This is a genomic window from Streptomyces sp. ActVer (genome assembly GCF_027270795.1).
In the GTDB taxonomy this organism is placed as follows: Bacteria; Actinomycetota; Actinomycetes; order Streptomycetales; family Streptomycetaceae; genus Streptomyces; species Streptomyces umbrinus_A.
Window position 1 is genome coordinate 14,333 of sequence record NZ_JAPWHT010000064.1, and the last position, 18,547, is coordinate 32,879.

The following is an 18,547-nucleotide window of genomic DNA, read 5'->3' on the forward strand; positions in this document are numbered from 1 at the left end:
CCGGCGGCGCCTCTAAGCTGACCCGCATGAGTGACGTACGCGGCGAGCTGCTGCAGCAGATCAAGGACAAGGCCGTGGTGCACGGCAAGGTGACCCTCTCCTCGGGCCTGGAGGCGGACTACTACGTCGACCTGCGGCGGGTCACGCTGGACGGCGAGGCCGCCCCGCTGGTCGGCCAGGTGCTCCTCGACCTGACGGCGGACCTCGAATTCGACGCGGTCGGCGGCCTCACCATGGGCGCCGACCCGGTGGCCGGCGCCATGCTGCACGCCGCCGCCGCGCGAGGCCGCCGCCTCGACGCCTTCGTCGTGCGCAAGGCGGCCAAGGAGCACGGCATGCAGCGGCGCGTGGAGGGCCCGGACATCGCGGGCCGCCGCGTGGTCGTCGTCGAGGACACCTCCACCACCGGCGGCTCCCCGCTCACCGCCGTCGAGGCCGTGCGCGAGGCCGGCGCCGAGGTCGTCGCCGTCGCGACCATCGTCGACCGCGCCACCGGTGCCGGCGAGAAGATCCGGAAGGGCGCGGGCGTTCCGTACCTCTTCGCGTACTCGAAGGACGAACTGGGCCTGGACTGAGCCCACTTCCGAGCCCCGGTCCCATCCCCGGTCCGAGGTCGGGTCCGAGCCCGGGCCGGGAGTTGTCCACAGGCTGGGCACGGGAGGCCGGAGCATCCGGGCAAGTCTGGAAAGATGGGGCCGACGATGACGTCACCCCCTAGGTCAGGGCCGTAAGCAGCAGAACGCCACCCGCACATACACAAGGAGCGGACAGATGCCGATCGCAACCCCCGAGGTCTACAACGAGATGCTCGACCGGGCGAAGGCAGGCAAGTTCGCCTACCCGGCCATCAACGTGACCTCGTCCCAGACCCTGCACGCTGCCCTGCGCGGCTTCGCGGAGGCAGAGAGCGACGGCATCATCCAGATCTCCACCGGTGGTGCGGAGTTCCTGGGCGGCCAGCACAACAAGGACATGGTGACCGGTTCGGTAGCCCTGGCCGAGTTCGCGCACATCGTCGCCAAGAAGTACGACATCACGGTCGCCCTGCACACGGACCACTGCCCCAAGGACAAGCTCGACGGGTACGTGCGTCCGCTGATCGCGGTCTCCGAGGAGCGCGTCGCCCGCGGCGAGAACCCGCTGTTCCAGTCCCACATGTGGGACGGCTCGGCGGAGACGCTGGCCGACAACCTGGCCATCGGCCAGGAGCTGCTCGCCCGCGCCGTCGCTGCGAAGATCATCCTTGAGGTCGAGATCACCCCGACCGGTGGCGAGGAGGACGGCGTCTCGCACGAGATCAACGACTCCCTCTACACGACGGTCGACGACGCCATTCGTACGGCGGAGGCCCTGGGCCTCGGCGAGAAGGGCCGCTACCTGCTGGCCGCGTCCTTCGGCAACGTGCACGGCGTCTACAAGCCGGGCAACGTCGTCCTGCGCCCCGAGCTCCTCAAGGAGCTGAACGAGGGCGTCGGCGCCAAGTACGGCAAGCCGTCCCCGTTCGACTTCGTCTTCCACGGCGGCTCCGGCTCCACGGCCGAGGAGATCGCCACCGCGCTGGAGAACGGCGTCGTGAAGATGAACCTCGACACGGACACGCAGTACGCGTTCACGCGCCCGGTCGCGGACCACATGTTCCGCAACTACGACGGCGTCCTGAAGGTCGACGGCGAGGTCGGCAACAAGAAGACGTACGACCCCCGCACCTGGGGCAAGCTCGCCGAGGCGTCGATGGCCGCCCGCGTCACGGAGGCCTGCGCCAACCTGCGCTCCACGGGCACGAAGATCAAGTAAGCGCCCGTGTAGTACTCCAGTGGTGACGGCGGGGCCCGGTTTCCCTTTGGGGGGCCGGGCCCCGCCGTATGTCCGTATGCTCCGGTGTATGGCTGCCCCGCCCAAGGAGTCCCCGGCCGTCAGAATGTCGTCCCCCGCCGGGAAGTGGATCCTGCTGACCACCGTGCTCGGGTCGAGCATGGCGCTGCTGGACTCGACCGTGGTGAACGTCGCGCTGCCCACGATCGGCCGCGATCTCGACTCGGACCTGGCGGGCCTCCAGTGGACCGTCAACGCGTACATGCTGACCCTCGCGGGCCTGATCCTGCTGGGCGGAGCCCTCGGTGACCGCTTCGGGCGCCGCAAGGTGTTCGTCATCGGCGTGGTGTGGTTCGCGGCGGCGTCCCTGCTCTGCGGGCTCGCGCCCAGCGCGGGTGTCCTCGTCGCGGCCCGCGCGCTGCAGGGCATCGGCGGCGCGCTGCTCACGCCCGGTTCGCTCGCGCTGATCCAGGCGTCGTTCCACCCGGACGACCGAGCGAGGGCCGTCGGCGTGTGGTCGGGCTTCGGCGGTATCGGCGCGGCGGTCGGCCCGTTCCTGGGCGGCTGGCTGGTGGACGGCCCCGGCTGGCGCTGGGTGTTCCTCCTCAACGTCCCGCTCGCGCTGCTCTGCGCCCCGATCGCCCTGCGCCACGTACCGGAGTCGAAGGACGACCGGGTCCACGGGCGCGGCTTCGACGTGCTCGGGGCGGCCCTCGGCGCGCTGGCGCTGGCCCTGGTGACGTACGCCCTGATCGAGGCGTCCGCCGGATCGATGGCCGTCGTCGCCGTGACGGCGGCCGCGGGGATCGCGGCGGGCGTGGCCTTCGTGATGGTGGAGCGGCGGCGGGCCGACCCGATGATGCCGCTCGACATCTTCGCGTCCCGCCAGTTCACGGCGGTCAACGTCGTCACCCTGTGCGTGTACGCGGCCTTCGGCGGGTTCTTCTTCCTCTCCGCGCTCCAGCTCCAGGTCGTGGCCGGGTACTCGGCCCTGGGCGCCGGCACGGCCCTGCTGCCGACGACGGTCCTGATGCTGTTCCTGTCGGCGCGCTCCGGCGAACTCGCCCAGCGCATCGGCCCCCGCATCCCGCTCACCGTGGGCCCGCTGCTGTGCGCGACGGGGATGCTGCTGATGCTGCGGGTGGGCACCGACGCCTCGTACGTGCGTGACGTGCTGCCCGCCGTCCTGGTGCTGGGCCTCGGCATGGTGACGCTGGTCGCGCCCCTCACCGCGACCGTGCTCGCCTCCGTGGACGTCGGCCGGGCGGGCCTGGCCAGCGGCATCAACAACGCGGCGGCGCGCGCGGCCGGCCTCGTCGCCGTGGCCGCGCTGCCCCTGCTCGCCGGGATGAGCGAGGAGGCGTACCGGTCGGCGGACGCCTTCAACGACGCGTTCCGGCGGGCGATGCCCCTGTGCGCGGGCATCCTGGTCGTGGGCGCGGTGATCGCCTTCGCGACCGTACGGAAGCCTCCGCCGGGCTGTCTGCGCCCGGAATGTCTCACGCACGGCAGCGTGACGGCCCCGCCGCTGGAGCCGAACCAGTCGCGCGGGCGGCTGGAGTAGCCGACCGGAGTGGCCGGCGTCGCGTTCGCGGGGCGAGTAAAGCGGGCCCGCAGTGCGCGCGCGGGCGTCAGGGCCAGGCAAACTGGAACCCATGGCCATCAACGAGAACCTCCTCGGGGGACCGCCCCCGACCCACCTGCCCGACGACCCGGAGCCGCGCGAGCTCCTGGCGAACGACACGCCGCCCGCCGACGTCGCCGCCAAGTACCCCACCTCCTCGCTCGCCTGGGCCCAGCTGGCCGACGAGGCGTACGAGCGCGGCAGCGTCGTCGAGTCGTACGCGTACGCCCGTACCGGCTACCACCGCGGTCTGGACTCCCTGCGGCGCAACGGCTGGAAGGGCCACGGCCCGGTGCCCTGGGAGCACGAGCCGAACCGCGGCTTCCTGCGCGCCCTGCACGGCCTCGCCCGCGCCGCGCAGGCGATCGGCGAGCAGGAGGAGTACGAGCGCTGCTCGCAGTTCCTGAAGGACTCCTCCCCGGCGGCGGCCCAGACCCTCGGCTGAGCCCGCAGGGCCGGTGAACGGCCCCGAGCGGTCGCGTTTGTGCAGGTCCGCCTGGTGTGACCAGGCGGACCTTGCGGATTCGGGGCACGATTGTGGAGGATGCCCGTGGGGACCGGGGCCACCGTGTCGAATTCGGCAGGGGCGGACCGCTACCCGGAGTACACAACAGGAGACAGCGATGTCCCACCAGGCTCAGCCCCAAGAGGCTTCGGAGCCCGAGACCCCGCATCTCGCCCCAAAACTAAATTGGAGCAGCCAGGGCACGACCCCGTACGAGGACTACGTCCAGGCGGACGTCCTCACCCACCTCCAGCACACCCTCTCCGACGATCCCGGAGAGATGGTCTTCCTGGTGACCACCCAGGTCATGGAGCTGTGGTTCACCGTCATCGTCCACGAGTGGGAGACCGCGGCGAAGGCGCTGCGCGAGGACCGGGTGCCGGTCGCGGTGGCGGCCCTGAAGCGGTCGGTACGGGAGCTGGAGGCGCTGAACGCCTCCTGGAAGCCCCTCGGCCAGCTCACCCCGGCCCAGTTCAACTCGTACCGCAGCGCCCTCGGCGAGGGTTCCGGCTTCCAGTCGGCCATGTACCGCCGCATGGAGTTCCTGCTCGGCGAGAAGTCCTCGTCCATGCTCGTGCCGCACCGGGGAGCGCCCCGCGTGCACGCCGAGCTGGAGAAGGCCCTGCACGAACCCAGCCTGTACGACGAGGTGTTGAGGCTGCTCGCGCGACGCGGCCACGCGATTCCGTCCTCGGTCGTCGACCGTGACGTGTCCCTCCGCTACGACCCGTCGCCCGAGGTCGAGACCGTCTGGACCGACCTGTACTCGGGCGACGAGGACGCCGAACTCGCCCGGCTGGGCGAGGCGTTGACCGATGTCGCCGAGCTCGTGTGGCGCTGGCGCAACGACCACCTGGTGGCCACGCGGCGCGCCATGGGGTCGAAGACCGGCACGGGCGGCTCCGCCGGGGTGGCCTGGCTGGAGAAGCGGGCCCGGAAGAACGTGTTCCCCGAGCTGTGGACGGCGCGGTCCCATGTCTGAGCCCGAGATGCGGCCGAAGGCCGAGAAGCTGGACGCGACGGACGAACTGGCCGGACTGCGAGCCCAGTTCGTCCTCGACGACGCGGTGTACCTGGACGGGAACTCCCTGGGCGCGCTGCCGCGCTCGGTCCCCGGACGCGTCGAGGACGTCGTACGCCGGCAGTGGGGTTCGCTGCGGATCCGGTCCTGGGACGAGAGCGGCTGGTGGACCGCGCCGGAACGGATCGGCGACCGGATCGCTCCGCTGGTGGGCGCGGCGCCCGGCCAGATCGTCGTCGGCGACTCGACAAGTGTCAACGTCTTCAAGGCAGTTGTGGGCGCGGTACGGCTGGCAGCCGAAAAGCGTGACGGCCGGGACGAGGTCCTGGTGGACGCGACGACGTTCCCCACGGACGGCTACATCGCGGCGTCGGCCGCCCGCCTCACGGGCTGCACGCTGCGTCCGGTGACCCCGGACGAGGTGCCGGGCGCCCTGAGCGGGCGCACGGCGGCGGTACTCCTGAACCACGTCGACTACCGCACGGGCCGCCTGCACGACCTGCCGACCCTCACGGCGGCGATCCACGCGGCGGGCGCCATTTCGGTCTGGGACCTGTGCCACAGCGCGGGCGCCCTGCCGGTGGGCCTGGACGAACACGGCGTGGACCTGGCGGTCGGCTGCACCTACAAGTACCTGAACGGCGGCCCGGGTTCACCCGCGTACCTCTACGTCCGCGAGACCCTCCAACCGCGCTTCGACTCACCCCTGCCGGGCTGGAACTCCCACGCCGACCCCTTCGGCATGACCCCGGACTACACCCCGGCACCCGGCGCCCTCCGCGGCCGCGTCGGCACCCCCGACATCCTCTCCATGCTCGCCCTGGAGGCGGCGCTGGAGGTCTGGGACGACGTATCGATCGACGCGGTCCGCACCAAGTCCCTCGCCCTGACGGACTTCTTCCTGGAATGTGTCGAGTCATACGTCCCTGAGGGCGCGGTGGAGTCGGTGACTCCCACCACCCACACGGAACGCGGCAGCCAGGTGGCCCTGCGCTGCGCCGACGCGGGCAACGTCATGCGCCGCCTGATCGACAGGGGCGTCATAGGCGACTTCCGCGAACCGGACGTTCTGCGCTTCGGTTTCACCCCGCTGTACGTGGGGTTCGGGGACGTGGAGAGGGCGGCGCGGGTTTTGGGGGAGATGTTCTAGCAAGCGGCGGCGGTCTGGCGTTTGTTTTCAGCCCGTCCGGCGTTTGAGGACGAGCGCGTTCAGCGCGATGCGGGGGTCTGGGGGCGGCAGCCCCCAGGGATGGGACGGGTAGGGGCGGGGGGGGCGAAGAAAACCGAGGTCGCCCCCGGCACGGGTTCACGCCCCGACAACGAACACCCCGGCCCGCGCAGCGGCAACCGCGGCCTCCGCCGCCCGATCGGCCGCCGCCACACCAGGAGCGACCCCCGTCGTCAGCAACACGTAGTAGAGAGGAGCCGAAACAGCCCGCACAACCTCCCCCGCATCCGTCCCCGACGGCAACTCCCCCCGAGCAACCCCCTGCTCAACACAAGGCGCCCACTCGGCAACCCGCACCTCATAGAACCGCCGCAACGCCTCCGCCGTACGCCCGTCCCCCGTAGCCGCAGCAATCACCGCCCGAAACAACGCCCCCTGCCGAGGATCGGCCAACGTCCCCCGGACAAGCCGCGCATTGGCCCGAAGATCACCGAGCACACCCCCCGTCTCCGTACGAGGCAACGACTCCTCGGCCATCTCGGCCAGCAGATCCGCGACGAGCCCCGTCACGTTCCCCCACCGCCGGTACACCGTGGTCTTCCCCACCTCCGCCCGCCGCGCGACATCCGCCAGATCGAGATGCGCGAACCCCTGCTCGGCGAGCACGTCCCCGGCGGCCCGCAGCACGGCGGCCCGCACCCGCGCGGTACGCCCCCCGGGACGAACGGTGCCGGGCTCAGCGGACATGACGGGCTCCTTCAAGGACGTACGGCGGCTTCATGGACGTACGGCGGCCACGGCCGAGGCGTTCGGCGGAGACGCGCGGGCATTGCGTGGAGGAGCGCGCCCACCACCAGCGTAACGAAACAATAGAACCATTTGCCCCTCACTGAGGGTCACAGCCGCGTGTTGAGGCACGTCACCGGCCTGATACCGTCCCGCCAACGGTCCGCCCGCCGGAGCGTGTTGACAGGCGGGCCGCGCAGGTGAACACACACCGCACCGCTGAGAGGTTGGAGCATGCCGGACGACGCCCGCGACGCCGCGGAGGAGGAGTCGGCCTTCTCGCATCCGCCCGTCGACCCCGACACCACCACCGCGTACGGGGACCACCCCGACCAGGTCGTCGACTTCTACGCGCCGCGCGGCGGCGAGGAACGCGCCCCGCTCGTCGTCGTCCTGCACGGCGGCGCCTGGCGGGCACCGTACGACCGCCGGCACATCACGCCGTTCGCGGACTTCCTGGCCAGGCGGGGCTTCGCCGTGGCCAACGTCGAGTACCGGCGTGGCGGCACCATCCCGGCGCAGGGCGGCGACGGGCCCGTCGCGGGACGCTGGCCGGACACGTTCGACGACGTGGCGGCGGCGCTCGACGCGATGCCGGCACTCGTACGCGAGGCCCTGCCACAGGCCGACCCGCGCCGCATGGTGGTCACCGGGCACTCGGCGGGCGGCCAGCTGGCCCTCTGGGCCGCCGCCCGCCACCTGCTCCCGGCCGACGCACCGTGGCGCACGGACCGCCCGGCCCCACTCCGAGGCGTCGTCGCACTCGCCCCGATCGCCGACTTCACGGTCGCCGAGAAACTGGACGTCTGCTCCGGCGCGTCCCGCCAACTCCTGGGCGGAGAAGCGAAGTTCGGCGAACGCCAGCCGTACGCCGATCCGGCCCTGCTCCTCCCGACGGGCATCGCCACGACCCTGGTCCAGGGCCGCGAGGACGTCGTCGTACCGCAGGCGGTCGCCGAGGCGTACGCGGACGCGGCGGCCAAGGCCGGCGAGGTGGTCGGCCTGACGCTCCTGGAGGACGTGGGCCACTTCCCCCTGATCGACCCGGCGGCGGACGCGTGCGCGGTGGTGGCGGAGGAGATCGCCCAACTGGCCTGGTAGGGCAGGGCGAAGCCCGCCCCACCGGGGGCGCGGGGAACTGGGCGCTCAGCTCCAACGCTCCCGCGGCCGCGGCAGCGAGAGTCAGCGAATCGACGGGTGCGGTGCCGGTACCGGAACGGAGCCCGTGCCTGGGTGGCTCCCGTGCCGGAGCCGGAACGGAGCCCGCCTGGGTGGCGCCCGTGCCGGGTGCTGCTCGCGGGCGGCGCGGCGGTGACCGCGGGGCTCGTGGCGTGGGGCGGCTGTCCGGCGTCGATGGTCGGCGTCCCCGGCGCCTCGGTCTCCAACCTCAACCCGCCGACCCTGGCCGTGGTCGCCTTCGGCCTGGCCCAGTGCGGTCTGGCGCTGCTGCTGCGCGAGCGTCTGCGCCGGGCGATGCGCAGGCCGGTGCTCTGGGCCTGGGTCGCCGTCGTCAACCTCTCCGCGATGACGATCTTCCTGTGGCACCAGACGGCACTGATGTCGGTCACCGCGACGGGCCTCCTCGCGGGCCGGCTCCCCGCTCTGCACACCACCCCGGACGACCTCGCGTGGGTGGCGTTCCGACTTGCCTGGCTCCCGGTCTTCGCCCTCGCCCTGGCCGTGTGCTGGGCGGCCTTTCGTTCCTACGAGCAGGGGCACCGCGGCCGCGGCCGTCGTACGCGTCGTCCGTCACGCGTCGTCCGCACCCACCGCGTAGCCGTGGAAGCGAACGAGGTCCGGCGTGCCTAGGGTTGACGGCGTGGACGACGCCAAGGACGCCCGGACAGGGGACGACACCCGCTCGGCCCCGCTCCCGCCCCCGCCCCCGGAGACCCGCCCCGCCGTGCCTCTGCCCACTCGCTCCGAGCACCCCATCAGCGCCACCGGCTTCACCAGCCCTGCCGTCTCCACCAGCCCTGCCGTCTCCACCGGTCCTGCCGGTTCCGCCCAGGTGCGTCGCGGCCGCGGCTCCCTGTCCGCACTTCTCGCGGGCGTCTCGTCCGGCAGTACGTCCCTGCCGCCGCTGTCCCGGCCCCGTTGGCTGCGGCGGCTGCCGCACGTCGTGGTCTGCCTGATCGCTGTCGTCGTCGTGATCGGCGCCATCGACGAGATGAGCACCAGCTACCGGCTGGGCGTCGAGTTCGGTCTGCCGGCCGGGGTGGCGCAGGGCGTGGCGCTCGTACTCGCGCTGTGGCGGCCCTTTCCGGCGTGGTGGCTGTCGCTGTCCGCGACGTTCATCACCGCCGTGGCCGCGCGGTCGAACATGACGGAGATGGTGCCCCCGGGCCCCAACTGGCCGTGGATCGGGCCCACGATCGCCGCGCACGCTCTCATCCTCTTCCTGCTCGCCCTGCGGATGCGCGCCCGCGTGGCCCTCGCGGTGCTGGCGGTGACCGGGCTGGTCACGGCCTTCGTCCAGGGCCTCCTCGGCGGTGGACCGTACTCGGGGACGGGCGTGGTGGCCGTGTCCGTGTTCGCCGTCGCCGTCCTCCTCGGCACGGCCCTGCGCGGCAGCCGCGAGGCGCGCACCCAGTTGGTCGAGCAGGAGTACCTGACGGCGGAGGAGCGTTCCCGCCGCACCCTGCTGGAGGAGCGCAACCGCATCGCCCGCGAGCTGCACGACGTGGTCGCCCACCACATGTCGGTCATCTCCATCATCGCGCAGGGCCTGTCGAACGCGGAGATCGCCGAGCGGCTCTTCGTCGCCGAGCAGACCGTCAAGACCCACGTGGGCCGCATCCTCGTGAAGCTGGGCCTGCGGGACCGCACCCAGGCGGCGGTGTTCGCGTACGAGTGCGGGCTGGTGCGCCCCACCGGTTACTGAGCGCCCCGGCGGCCACGGGCGGCACCGACCCGAGGGACACCCGGTCGTACCCGTAGTACCTGAGAGGGAGGCCGAATGACCCTTCTCACTGGTGACGACCACTATGCCGGTCTCCGCCTACCGTTCTGTATGTGACCGAGACGACGCAGACGCAGACGACACCGCCAGGCGGTGCCAGGCAGCGCAGCCCCGAGTTCCAGCTGGCGATGGACGCGTCGCGGGGGCTGCGTCAGGACCTCTTCCACGACGCCTTCGCCGTCCGCCCACTTCCCAGGATGCGTGTGGACGGCGGCCTGACCCGGCGGCTGCCGCCGCGCCTGCGGGAGCAGGCGGCCTGGACCCCGCACATAGTGGTGGGACTGGCCGGCCTGGTGGCGCTGCTCATCTCCCTCGCGGGCAACGGCGGCGGTGATCTCTCGCAGCTCCTGACCGGCTTCCTCGCCCTGGGCACGATCATGCTGACTCTGCTCAGGCCGGTCGGAGCCTTCTGGGTCTCCCTCGCGGTGACACCGGTCACGGCCCTGTTCGGCAACGACTGGGGGAGCGACTGGCCCTGGCTGCCCGGCGCCTTCGCGACCCAGCTGATCGTGCTCACGATCGTGGCGCTGAGGACCAGACCCCGCACGGCAGCCTGGATGTGGGCGCTGACCGCGGCGTACGGCCTGTTCGCCGAGGTCTTCTTCGGAGGCAGCCACTACTACACGAACACCATGCCCTTCCTGTTCGTGAGCGCGCTGGCCCTGCTGGTCGTCACGGTCTGGCATGTGCGGCACGACGCCGCGCAGAAGGTCACCGCCCAGGAGACGGTGACGGCGCACGAGCGTTCCAAGCGCACCCTTCTCGAAGAGCGCACGACGATCGCCCGCGAGCTGCACGACGTGGTCGCCCACCACATGTCGGTGGTCGCCATCCAGGCGGAGGCCGCCCCCTACCGCGTGGAGAACCCACCTCCGGAGCTGGAATACGCCTTCGCGGTGATCAGGGAGAACGCGGTCATAGCCCTCTCCGAGCTGCGCCGGGTCCTCGGCGTCGTACGGGCCGAGGACTACGAGGCCCCGGACGCCCCGCAGCCCACCCTCGCGGACCTGGACCGACTCCTGGAGAACGTGCGGGGCGCGGGCCTCGCCGTGGACAAGACGGTCACCGGAGCGGTGCGCGAGCTCCCGCAGGGCGTCGAGCTGTCCGCGTACCGAATAGTCCAGGAGGCGCTGAGCAACAGCCTGCGGCACGCGCCGGGCGCCGCGGCCAAGGTGGAGATCGGCTATGTGCTCGGCGGACTCGGACTGCGCGTCGTGAACGGTCCGGCGACCGGCCTGGTCAAGCCCTCACCGGGCGCCGGGCACGGCATCACGGGCATGCGGGAGAGGGTGTCGATGCTGGACGGGGAGATGACGGCGGCGACGACGGAAGACGGGGGCTACGAGGTCACGGTCTTCCTCCCCGTCCCGGCGACGGCACCGACGGAGGACTCCGCATGACCATCCGCGTACTGATCGCCGACGACCAGATGATGGTCCGCGAGGGCTTCTCGGTGCTGCTCGGCGCGATGCCGGACATCGAGGTCGTCGGCGAGGCGGTCAACGGCCGCGAGGCCGTGGACCGGGTCCGGGAGCTGGGGCCGGACGTGGTCCTGATGGACATCCGGATGCCCGAGATGAACGGCATAGAGGCGACCCGCGAGATCGTGGCGGCGAGCAGCGCGTCGAAGGTGCTCGTCCTGACGACGTTCGACCTCGACGAGTACGTGTACCAGGCGCTGCGCGCCGGAGCGTCCGGCTTCCTTCTGAAGGACGCCTCCGCCCGGCAGCTCGCGGACGGGGTGCGGGTCGTCGCGGCCGGCGAGGCACTGCTGGCGCCCTCGGTGACGAAGCGGCTGATCACGGAGTTCTCGAAGCTGGCCGAGGAGCCCCGCCTGTCGGCCACCGCCCAGGCGGCCTACGGAGACCTGACCGAGCGCGAGACGGAGGTCCTGGTCCTCATAGCCCAGGGCCTGTCCAACGCCGAGATAGCCACCCGCCTCGTAGTGGCCGAGTCCACCATCAAGACCCACGTAAGCCGCATCCTCGTCAAGCTGGGCCTGCGGGACCGCACCCAGGCGGCGGTGTTCGCCTACGAGGCCCGCTTGGTGACCCCGGGGTAAGAGGACAGCTGTCGGGACACGGGCGCGCCCGTCTTTCAGGGGCGCGGGGAACTGCGCGACCAGCCCCCACCGGACCCGCACCTCACCACCGGCCCGTGGACAACCCCCAGGGAGAGGGACGGCCCTGGTCAGACAGGGACACCTCCGGCTAGCGTCCGCTCATGGCAGCTACGAAAACCCCGCCCGCGTTCGACCCCTGGGACCAGGCATTCCTGGCCGACCCGTACCCCGCGTACGCGGACCTCCGTGCCCAGGGCCGGGTCCACTACTACGAGCCCACCAACCAGTGGCTGGTCCCGCACCACGCGGACGTGTCGGCGCTGCTCAGGGACCGGCGCCTGGGCCGGACGTACCAGCACCGGTTCACCCACGAGGACTTCGGGCGCACGGCACCGCCGGCCGAGCACGAGCCGTTCCACGTGCTGAACGACCACGGGATGCTCGACCTGGAGCCCCCGGACCACACGCGGATCCGGCGGCTGGTGTCGAAGGCATTCACCCCGCGGACGGTCGAGCGGCTGCGGCCGTACGTGGACGGGCTGGCGTCCGAGCTGGTCGGCGAGCTGGTCGAGGCCGGCGGAGGCGACCTGCTGAAGGTCGTCGCCGAACCCCTCCCGGTGGCGGTCATCGCGGAGATGCTGGGGATCCCGGAGTCCGAGCGCGCGCAGTTGCGGCCCTGGTCGGCGGACATCTGCGGGATGTATGAGTTGAGCCCGTCGGAGGAGACGGCGGAGAAGGCGGTGCGGGCGTCGGTCGAGTTCACCGAGTTCCTGCGGGAGCTGATCGCGGTCCGGCGCAAGGAGCCGGGGGACGACCTGGTCTCGGGGCTGATCGCGGCGTACGACGAGGGGGACCGGCTCAGTGAGCAGGAGATGATCTCGACGTGCGTACTCCTGCTGAACGCGGGCCACGAGGCGACGGTGAACGCCACGGTGAACGGGTGGTGGGCGCTGTTCCGGAACCCCGATCAGCTGGCGGCGCTCCGGGCGGACCGGGGGCTGGTGGGCACGGCGGTGGAGGAGCTGATGCGGTACGACACGCCGTTGCAGCTGTTCGAGCGGTGGGTGCTCGACGAGATCGAGGTGGACGGGACGGTGATTCCCCGGGGGAGTGAGGTGGCGCTGCTGTTCGGTTCCGCCAACCACGACCCGGCGGTGTTCGCCGAGCCGGAGGCGCTGGATCTGACCCGGCCGGAGAACCCGCACATCTCCTTCAGCGCGGGGATCCACTACTGCATCGGGGCGCCGCTTGCCCGGATCGAACTGGCCGCGTCGATGGGGGCGTTGTTGGATCAGGCTCCTTCGCTCAGGCTCGCTGCCGAGCCCGAGCGGAAGCCGAACTTCGTGATTCGGGGGTTGGAGGGACTGCTTGTCGAGGTGTGACGGGGCCCGCGCCTCCCTTCAGGGGCGCGGGGAACGGCGCAGGTCTTTTAGGGGCGCGGGGAACTGCGCGACCAGCCCCCACCCACCCGCACCCGGCCACCCCGTCAGCCCGTAGTCAGATCCCGGCGCCTCAGCGCGGCCAGCCCCACGCCCACCAGCGCCACCGCGATCCCCGTAAGTACCAGCACCGGGGTCCACGCCATCTCCCCGCCCGGGAGCTTCGGGAGGTGGCCGAAGGGGGAGAGGTCCAGGATCGTGGCCGGGAGGTCGAGGGCCGGACCGATCCAGCCCAGGAGGAGAACCGCGCCGGCGGCGCCCCACGCACCCGGTGCCACCGTCGGAGACACCCCGTGGAGGAGGACGGCCAGGCCGCCGATCGTCCAGATCGCGGGGAGCTGGACGAGGCACGCGCCCAGGATGGTGGGGAGGTCCTGGCCGTAGCCGAGGGCCAGGCCCAGGCCGCCGACCAGCATGATCAGGGTCGCCCCGCCGAAGGCGATCAGCAGGTGGCCGGAGGCCCAGCGCAGGCGGCCCACGGCGTTGGCGAGGACGGGTTCCGCACGCTGGGAGGTCTCCTCGGCGTGCAGGCGCAGCACGGACTGGACGACGTACAGGGCGGCGACCATCCCGAGCATGCCGACCATCGTGGCGAGGAACGCGTCCGTGATCCCGAACTGGCCGCCCATGCGCTCGATGATCTCGCGGGTGCGTTCGTTGTCGCCGACGAGATCCGTGGCGCCCGTGGTGATCCCGCCGAAGGCGGCCCCGGCGGCGAGGAAGCCGAGGCTCCAGCCGAGGACGCTGCCGCGCTGCAGCCGCCAGGCCAGCGCCCAGGCCGTACCGAGGCGGCCGGTGGCAGGGCCCGGCCGGGTCGGCAGGAAGCTCATGCCGACGTCACGGCGGCCGGCCAGGTCGTACGCGATCGTGCCCTGGAGTGCCACGGCGGCGACGAAGAGGAGCAGCACCCACCACCGTTCGCCGGCGAAGGACCGCAGGTTCTCCAGCCAGCCGACGGGGGACAGCCAGGTCAGTACCGACGAGCCGTCGCTCACCGACGAGTCGCCCGCCGCCCGCAGCACGAACGCCGCGCCCAGCAGTCCGCCCGTCAGCCCCTTCGCGAGCCGGGCGCTCTCCGTGAGCTGGGCGACGATCGCCGCCATCGTCGCGAAGACCATGCCGACCCCGGCCGTGCCGAGCCCCAGTGCCAGCGCGCCCGAGGAACCCTGTCCCGCGAGGCCGCCCGTGATGATCAGAGCGAGGGCCGCGTTCGCGACGAGGGCGGCGAGAAGTGCCGAGGTCAGAGGGGCGCGACGGCCCACCATGCCCGCCGAGACCATCTCCTGGCGGCCGCTCTCCTCCTCGTCCCGGGTGTGCCGCACGACGACGAGCAGGCTCATGATCCCGGCGAACACACCCGCGTACGTTCCGATGCGCCACGCCGTGAGGCCGCCGAGGGAGTCGCCGAACACGGGCCCGTACATGGCGCGCAGGGAGCTGTTGGTCAGCATCTGGCGGGCCACGTCGGCGCGTTCGGCGGCCGTGGAGTAGATGCTCTCCAGCGAGCCGGGCATGGAGACCACCATCAGCCCGATCACCGCGACCCACAGCGGGATCATCACCCGGTCGCGACGCAGTGCGAGCCTCAACAGGGCCCAGGTACCGGCCAGTTGACGGGAACCACCCGTTCGTACGCCGAACCTCGCGCCCGAAGCCACGGCGGTCATCGCGACACCGCCTCCGCCCGCACGTCCTCCTGGTAGTGCCGCAGGAACAGCTCCTCCAGGGTCGGCGGAGTCGAGGTCAGGGACCGCACGCCCGACTCGGTGAGGGAACGCAGTACGGCGTTCAGCTTGTCGCTCTCCACCTGGAGTTTGACCCTGCTGCCCTGGACGTCGAGGTCATGGACGCCGGGCAGGGCCGCCAACCCGTTGGGCGGGCCCGCGAGTTCGGCGGTGACGCTCGTGCGGGTCAGATGGCGCAGCTGGGTGAGCGAGCCGCTCTCGACGGTCCGGCCCTTGCGGATGATGCTGACGCGGTCGCACAGCTCCTCCACCTCGCTGAGGATGTGCGAGGAGAGCAGGATGGTGCGGCCCCGGTCGCGTTCCTCCTCGACGCAGGACTGGAAGACCTCCTCCATGAGCGGGTCGAGGCCCGACGTCGGCTCGTCCAGGATCAGCAGGTCCACGTCCGAGGCGAAGGCGGCGACGAGGGCGACCTTCTGCCGGTTGCCCTTGGAGTAGGTGCGGCCCTTCTTGGTCGGGTCGAGTTCGAACCGCTCGGTCAGGTTCGTCCGGCGTGCCTTGTCGAGGCCCCCGCGCAGTCGCCCGTACAGGTCGATGACCTCGCCGCCGGAGAGGTTGCGCCACAGGGTCACGTCGCCGGGGACGTACGCGATCCGGCGGTGCAGTTCGACCGCGTCGGTCCACGGGTTCCCGCCCAGCAGCTGGGCGGCGCCGGAGTCGGCGCGCAGGAGGCCCAGCAGGACGCGGATGGTGGTGGACTTCCCGGCGCCGTTCGGGCCGAGGAAGCCGTGGACCTCGCCGGTCTCGACGTCGAGGTCGAGACCGTCCAGGGCGTGCGTGCTGCCGAACGACTTGTGCAGTCCGGATACCTCGATGGCGGGGTTTGCCTTCGTCATGGTTCAGAACGTACGCTTCTTTCAGAAATTTGTGAAGTTAAGGAAGCGTATAAATCACGGATACACTCGACCATGATGCGCTGAGCAGGGGAGAGGATCCAGGGATGTCGGAACCGAGTGAGGCGGGGCGGGACCCGGAGGCGGTTTCGAAGTTCGTCGAGGGCTTCGCCGCGCAACTGGTCGAGGCCGGGATGCAGCGGATGCCGGCCCGGGTGTTCGGCGCTCTGCTCGCCTCGGACTCCGGGGCGCTGACCTCCGCCGAGATCGGTGCACAGCTCCAGGTCAGCCCCGCCGCCGTCTCCGGGGCGGTGCGCTATCTCGCGCAGCAGCACATGGTCTCGCGCGAGCGGGAGCCAGGCTCCCGGCGCGAGCGGTACCGGGTGCACAGTGACCAGTGGTACGAGGCGCTGACCAGCCGCGACGCGGTGCTCAAGCGCTGGCAGTCCGCCCTCGACGAGGGGGTCGACAGCCTGGGTATCGAGACGCCCGCGGGGCGGCGGCTCGCCGAGACGCGCGCCTTCTTCCAGTTCGTCGAGGTGGAGATCGCCGAGATGATGGAGCGTTGGCGCGTCCACAAGCAGCGGGAGTTCGGCGACGGGTGAGGTCGCCGGGGGGTGGCCGTGGGTGGGGTGGTCGGGGGCGGGGTGACCGGGGGTGGGGAACTGCGGGCCCGTCCGTGGCTGGTCGCGCAGTTCCCCGCGCCCCTGAAGGGGCGCGCCTAGCGCTCCTTCGTCTCCTCCAGGACCGTCCTGCCCAGCAGCGCGTACCCCTCCGGTCGCCGCCTCTTCAAGTACTGCGCGTATGCCACTCCGCCCGCGCCGATCAGTACGACGATCCACGGGGTGGCCTTCAGGACGATCGAGCCGGACTCGGGGCCGGCCGCGACGCCCATGTTGGACACCAGCAGGACCACCACCGCGAGCATCGCGAGGCCGCCGACGAGCGGGGCGGTGAAGGTCCTGAACCAGTGCCGGGACTCGGGGTGGTTCTTGCGGAAGTAGGCCAGCACCGCGAACGAACACACCGCCTGCACCACCAGGATGGCCATCGTGCCGAGGATGGCGAGCAGGACGTACGTGCCGGTGTACGGGTCCTTGCCCGCCGCCCAGAACGCCGCGAGCAGCACCGCGCTGACGATCGTCTGGACGAGTCCCGCGACGTGCGGGGAGCCGTGCTCGGGGTGGGTGCGCCCGATGGTGCGCTGCAGTGACGGCAGCACGCCCTCGCGGCCGAGGGCGTAGAGATAGCGGGCGGCGCAGTTGTGGAAGGCCATGCCGCAGGCCAGCGAGCCGGTGATCATGAGCCACTGCATGACGATGACGGCCCAGTGGCCGACGTACTGCTCGGTGGGGTTGAAGAAGAGGGCGAGCGGGTTGGAGGACGAGGCCGCCTCGACGGCCGCCGCCTCGCCGTTGCCCGTGACGGCCATCCAGGAGACGAAGACGTAGAAGACGCCGACGCCGAGCACCGAGATCATCGTGGCCTTGGGGATGATCTTCTTCGGATCGCGGGACTCCTCGCCGTACATGGCCGTCGACTCGAAGCCGACCCACGACCAGAAGGCGAAGAAGAGTCCGAGACCGGCCGAGGTCCCCTGGAAGGCGTTGACCGGGTTGACCGGGCCGAACGTGAAGCCGTCCGGGCCGCCGCCGTGCAGGGCGACGGAGATCGCCATCGCCGCGAGGATCGTCACCTCGGTGGCCAGCAGCACCACGAGCAGTTTCTCGGCGACCGACACCCCGAACCACGTGCCCGTGGCGTTGATTGCGAGCATCAGGATCGCGAACGCCCACCACGGGACGTCCACCCCCGTCTGGTCGTGGAGGGTCGTCGTGGCGAAGGTCGAGAAGATACCGATCAGGGCCGGCTCGAAGACCACGTACGCGAAGGTCGCGAGGAGCCCCGAGGCCAGGCCGACGGTCCGGCCGAGGCCGAACGAGATGAAGCCGTAGAAGGCGCCCGTGGACGTGATGTGCTTCGCCATCGAGGTGAAGCCGACCGCAAAGATCGCCAGGACGACCATTGCGACGAGATAGCTCGCGGGGGCTCCGATGCCGTTGCCGGAGGAGACCATGAAGGGCACGTTGCCCGTCATCGCGGTGATCGGCGCGGCCGTGGCGACGGCCATGAAGACCACGCCCAGCAGGCCGATCGCGTTCGGCTTGAGCCGGTGGACGGTGGTGTCCTCGCCGGTCGCCGCCTCGGGGGCTGCGCCCTCCTGTACTGCCATCGGGTGGCCCCTCTCAAGGGTCGTCCGCGGTCGCCCGCTCGTCTTCGCGCTCGTCTTCGCGCTTGCCTTCGGTCGACCGGAATGCTGCACGGAAAATGAGTCGTGTCGCCGGTTCGGGCGTTAAATGTTTGTCAACCAGACCTTTAGAACGCCTGTGGATCGCCCCGGCAGCGAACGTCTGCGTTAACTCTCCGGCCGGCCATGGACCCCGTACGCCCACGCTTCGTACCGTCGCCGGCATGAGCACGTACACCTCCGCCCTCGGCGGCCGCACCCACCGCTTCGACGGCCTCGCCCGGCTGCTCGCCGCCGCGAGCCCCGAACGCTCCGGCGACCGCCTCGCCGGGCTCGCCGCCG

The 18,547-nt window shown here is 71.4% G+C and carries 16 protein-coding genes and 1 pseudogene; 13 read left to right on the plus strand and 4 right to left on the minus strand.

Annotated elements, in window-relative coordinates; genetic code table 11:
• Nucleotides 1-26: 26 nt before the first annotated feature.
• From pyrE to kynU, 6 genes are all read left to right on the plus strand, one after another.
• A complete protein-coding gene (gene pyrE, locus O3Q52_RS13620) occupies nucleotides 27-575 on the plus strand; it encodes an orotate phosphoribosyltransferase (RefSeq protein WP_269649033.1) in 549 nt (182 codons plus the stop codon).
• Between the two features lie 196 nt (nucleotides 576-771).
• Nucleotides 772-1,794, plus strand: coding sequence for a class II fructose-bisphosphate aldolase (fbaA, locus tag O3Q52_RS13625; protein ID WP_055618173.1), 1,023 nt, complete (start codon nucleotides 772-774; stop codon nucleotides 1,792-1,794).
• An 88-nt stretch (nucleotides 1,795-1,882) separates the two neighbouring features.
• Nucleotides 1,883-3,376, plus strand: a complete 1,494-nt coding sequence (locus tag O3Q52_RS13630) for an MFS transporter (RefSeq protein ID WP_269649034.1) — start codon at nucleotides 1,883-1,885, stop codon at nucleotides 3,374-3,376.
• A gap of 91 nt (nucleotides 3,377-3,467) precedes the next feature.
• The gene (locus tag O3Q52_RS13635) at nucleotides 3,468-3,881 is read left to right on the plus strand and encodes a DUF3151 domain-containing protein (RefSeq protein WP_055618172.1); all 414 of its coding nucleotides are present in this window, start codon (nucleotides 3,468-3,470) and stop codon (nucleotides 3,879-3,881) included.
• A 178-nt stretch (nucleotides 3,882-4,059) separates the two neighbouring features.
• Nucleotides 4,060-4,923: a tryptophan 2,3-dioxygenase family protein gene (locus tag O3Q52_RS13640; RefSeq protein ID WP_269649035.1), complete on the plus strand. Its 864-nt coding sequence runs from the start codon at nucleotides 4,060-4,062 to the stop codon at nucleotides 4,921-4,923.
• Nucleotides 4,916-6,112: a kynureninase gene (gene kynU, locus O3Q52_RS13645; RefSeq protein ID WP_269649036.1), complete on the plus strand. Its 1,197-nt coding sequence runs from the start codon at nucleotides 4,916-4,918 to the stop codon at nucleotides 6,110-6,112. Before O3Q52_RS13640 ends, kynU begins: the two co-directional genes overlap by 8 nt.
• 156 nt (nucleotides 6,113-6,268) lie before the next feature.
• Here kynU and O3Q52_RS13650 read toward each other — a convergent pair whose 3' ends face one another.
• Nucleotides 6,269-6,877, minus strand: coding sequence for a TetR/AcrR family transcriptional regulator (locus tag O3Q52_RS13650; RefSeq protein WP_269649037.1), 609 nt, complete (start codon nucleotides 6,875-6,877; stop codon nucleotides 6,269-6,271).
• A gap of 273 nt (nucleotides 6,878-7,150) precedes the next feature.
• Between O3Q52_RS13650 and O3Q52_RS13655 the strand changes: the two genes are divergently transcribed.
• The 6 genes and pseudogenes from O3Q52_RS13655 (at nucleotide 7,151) to O3Q52_RS13680 (ending at nucleotide 13,322) form a co-directional block, all read left to right on the plus strand.
• Nucleotides 7,151-8,017, plus strand: a complete 867-nt coding sequence (locus tag O3Q52_RS13655; RefSeq protein WP_269649038.1) for an alpha/beta hydrolase — start codon at nucleotides 7,151-7,153, stop codon at nucleotides 8,015-8,017.
• A gap of 183 nt (nucleotides 8,018-8,200) precedes the next feature.
• A pseudogene (locus tag O3Q52_RS13660) lies at nucleotides 8,201-8,725 on the plus strand (acyltransferase); the annotation flags it as partial.
• A 10-nt stretch (nucleotides 8,726-8,735) separates the two neighbouring features.
• Nucleotides 8,736-9,800, plus strand: coding sequence for a LuxR C-terminal-related transcriptional regulator (locus O3Q52_RS13665; protein ID WP_269649039.1), 1,065 nt, complete (start codon nucleotides 8,736-8,738; stop codon nucleotides 9,798-9,800).
• A 131-nt stretch (nucleotides 9,801-9,931) separates the two neighbouring features.
• Complete coding sequence (locus O3Q52_RS13670; RefSeq protein WP_269649040.1) at nucleotides 9,932-11,278, plus strand: sensor histidine kinase; 1,347 nt, start codon at nucleotides 9,932-9,934, stop codon at nucleotides 11,276-11,278.
• Nucleotides 11,275-11,940 (plus strand): response regulator transcription factor, encoded by a 666-nt coding sequence (locus O3Q52_RS13675; protein WP_269649041.1) that lies wholly within the window; start codon nucleotides 11,275-11,277, stop codon nucleotides 11,938-11,940. The genes O3Q52_RS13670 and O3Q52_RS13675 overlap by 4 nt, the downstream gene beginning before the upstream one ends.
• 161 nt (nucleotides 11,941-12,101) lie before the next feature.
• The gene (locus O3Q52_RS13680) at nucleotides 12,102-13,322 is read left to right on the plus strand and encodes a cytochrome P450 (RefSeq protein WP_269649042.1); all 1,221 of its coding nucleotides are present in this window, start codon (nucleotides 12,102-12,104) and stop codon (nucleotides 13,320-13,322) included.
• A gap of 104 nt (nucleotides 13,323-13,426) precedes the next feature.
• Here O3Q52_RS13680 and O3Q52_RS13685 read toward each other — a convergent pair whose 3' ends face one another.
• Nucleotides 13,427-15,046, minus strand: a complete 1,620-nt coding sequence (locus tag O3Q52_RS13685) for an ABC transporter permease (protein ID WP_269649043.1) — start codon at nucleotides 15,044-15,046, stop codon at nucleotides 13,427-13,429.
• Nucleotides 15,043-15,960, minus strand: a complete 918-nt coding sequence (locus O3Q52_RS13690) for an ABC transporter ATP-binding protein (RefSeq protein ID WP_269649044.1) — start codon at nucleotides 15,958-15,960, stop codon at nucleotides 15,043-15,045. The genes O3Q52_RS13685 and O3Q52_RS13690 overlap by 4 nt, the downstream gene beginning before the upstream one ends.
• A gap of 104 nt (nucleotides 15,961-16,064) precedes the next feature.
• On the opposite strand from O3Q52_RS13690, the gene O3Q52_RS13695 reads away from it, so the two are divergent.
• Nucleotides 16,065-16,562, plus strand: a complete 498-nt coding sequence (locus tag O3Q52_RS13695) for a GbsR/MarR family transcriptional regulator (protein WP_269649045.1) — start codon at nucleotides 16,065-16,067, stop codon at nucleotides 16,560-16,562.
• A gap of 116 nt (nucleotides 16,563-16,678) precedes the next feature.
• Here the strand turns inward: O3Q52_RS13695 and O3Q52_RS13700 are convergent, their stop codons facing one another.
• Complete coding sequence (locus O3Q52_RS13700; RefSeq protein WP_269649046.1) at nucleotides 16,679-18,190, minus strand: APC family permease; 1,512 nt, start codon at nucleotides 18,188-18,190, stop codon at nucleotides 16,679-16,681.
• Nucleotides 18,191-18,547 lie beyond the last annotated feature (357 nt).

Bases quoted from the DNA above. Each gene is read 5' to 3' on its own strand.
- pyrE (WP_269649033.1), top strand. From the start codon at position 27: ATGAGTGACGTACGCGGCGAGCTGCTGCAGCAGATCAAGGACAAGGCC.
- fbaA (WP_055618173.1), top strand. From the start codon at position 772: ATGCCGATCGCAACCCCCGAGGTCTACAACGAGATGCTCGACCGGGCG.
- O3Q52_RS13630 (WP_269649034.1), top strand. From the start codon at position 1,883: ATGGCTGCCCCGCCCAAGGAGTCCCCGGCCGTCAGAATGTCGTCCCCC.
- O3Q52_RS13635 (WP_055618172.1), top strand. From the start codon at position 3,468: ATGGCCATCAACGAGAACCTCCTCGGGGGACCGCCCCCGACCCACCTG.
- O3Q52_RS13640 (WP_269649035.1), top strand. From the start codon at position 4,060: ATGTCCCACCAGGCTCAGCCCCAAGAGGCTTCGGAGCCCGAGACCCCG.
- kynU (WP_269649036.1), top strand. From the start codon at position 4,916: ATGTCTGAGCCCGAGATGCGGCCGAAGGCCGAGAAGCTGGACGCGACG.
- O3Q52_RS13650 (WP_269649037.1), bottom strand. From the start codon at position 6,877: ATGTCCGCTGAGCCCGGCACCGTTCGTCCCGGGGGGCGTACCGCGCGG.
- O3Q52_RS13655 (WP_269649038.1), top strand. From the start codon at position 7,151: ATGCCGGACGACGCCCGCGACGCCGCGGAGGAGGAGTCGGCCTTCTCG.
- O3Q52_RS13675 (WP_269649041.1), top strand. From the start codon at position 11,275: ATGACCATCCGCGTACTGATCGCCGACGACCAGATGATGGTCCGCGAG.
- O3Q52_RS13680 (WP_269649042.1), top strand. From the start codon at position 12,102: ATGGCAGCTACGAAAACCCCGCCCGCGTTCGACCCCTGGGACCAGGCA.
- O3Q52_RS13685 (WP_269649043.1), bottom strand. From the start codon at position 15,046: ATGACCGCCGTGGCTTCGGGCGCGAGGTTCGGCGTACGAACGGGTGGT.
- O3Q52_RS13690 (WP_269649044.1), bottom strand. From the start codon at position 15,960: ATGACGAAGGCAAACCCCGCCATCGAGGTATCCGGACTGCACAAGTCG.
- O3Q52_RS13695 (WP_269649045.1), top strand. From the start codon at position 16,065: ATGTCGGAACCGAGTGAGGCGGGGCGGGACCCGGAGGCGGTTTCGAAG.
- O3Q52_RS13700 (WP_269649046.1), bottom strand. From the start codon at position 18,190: ATGGCAGTACAGGAGGGCGCAGCCCCCGAGGCGGCGACCGGCGAGGAC.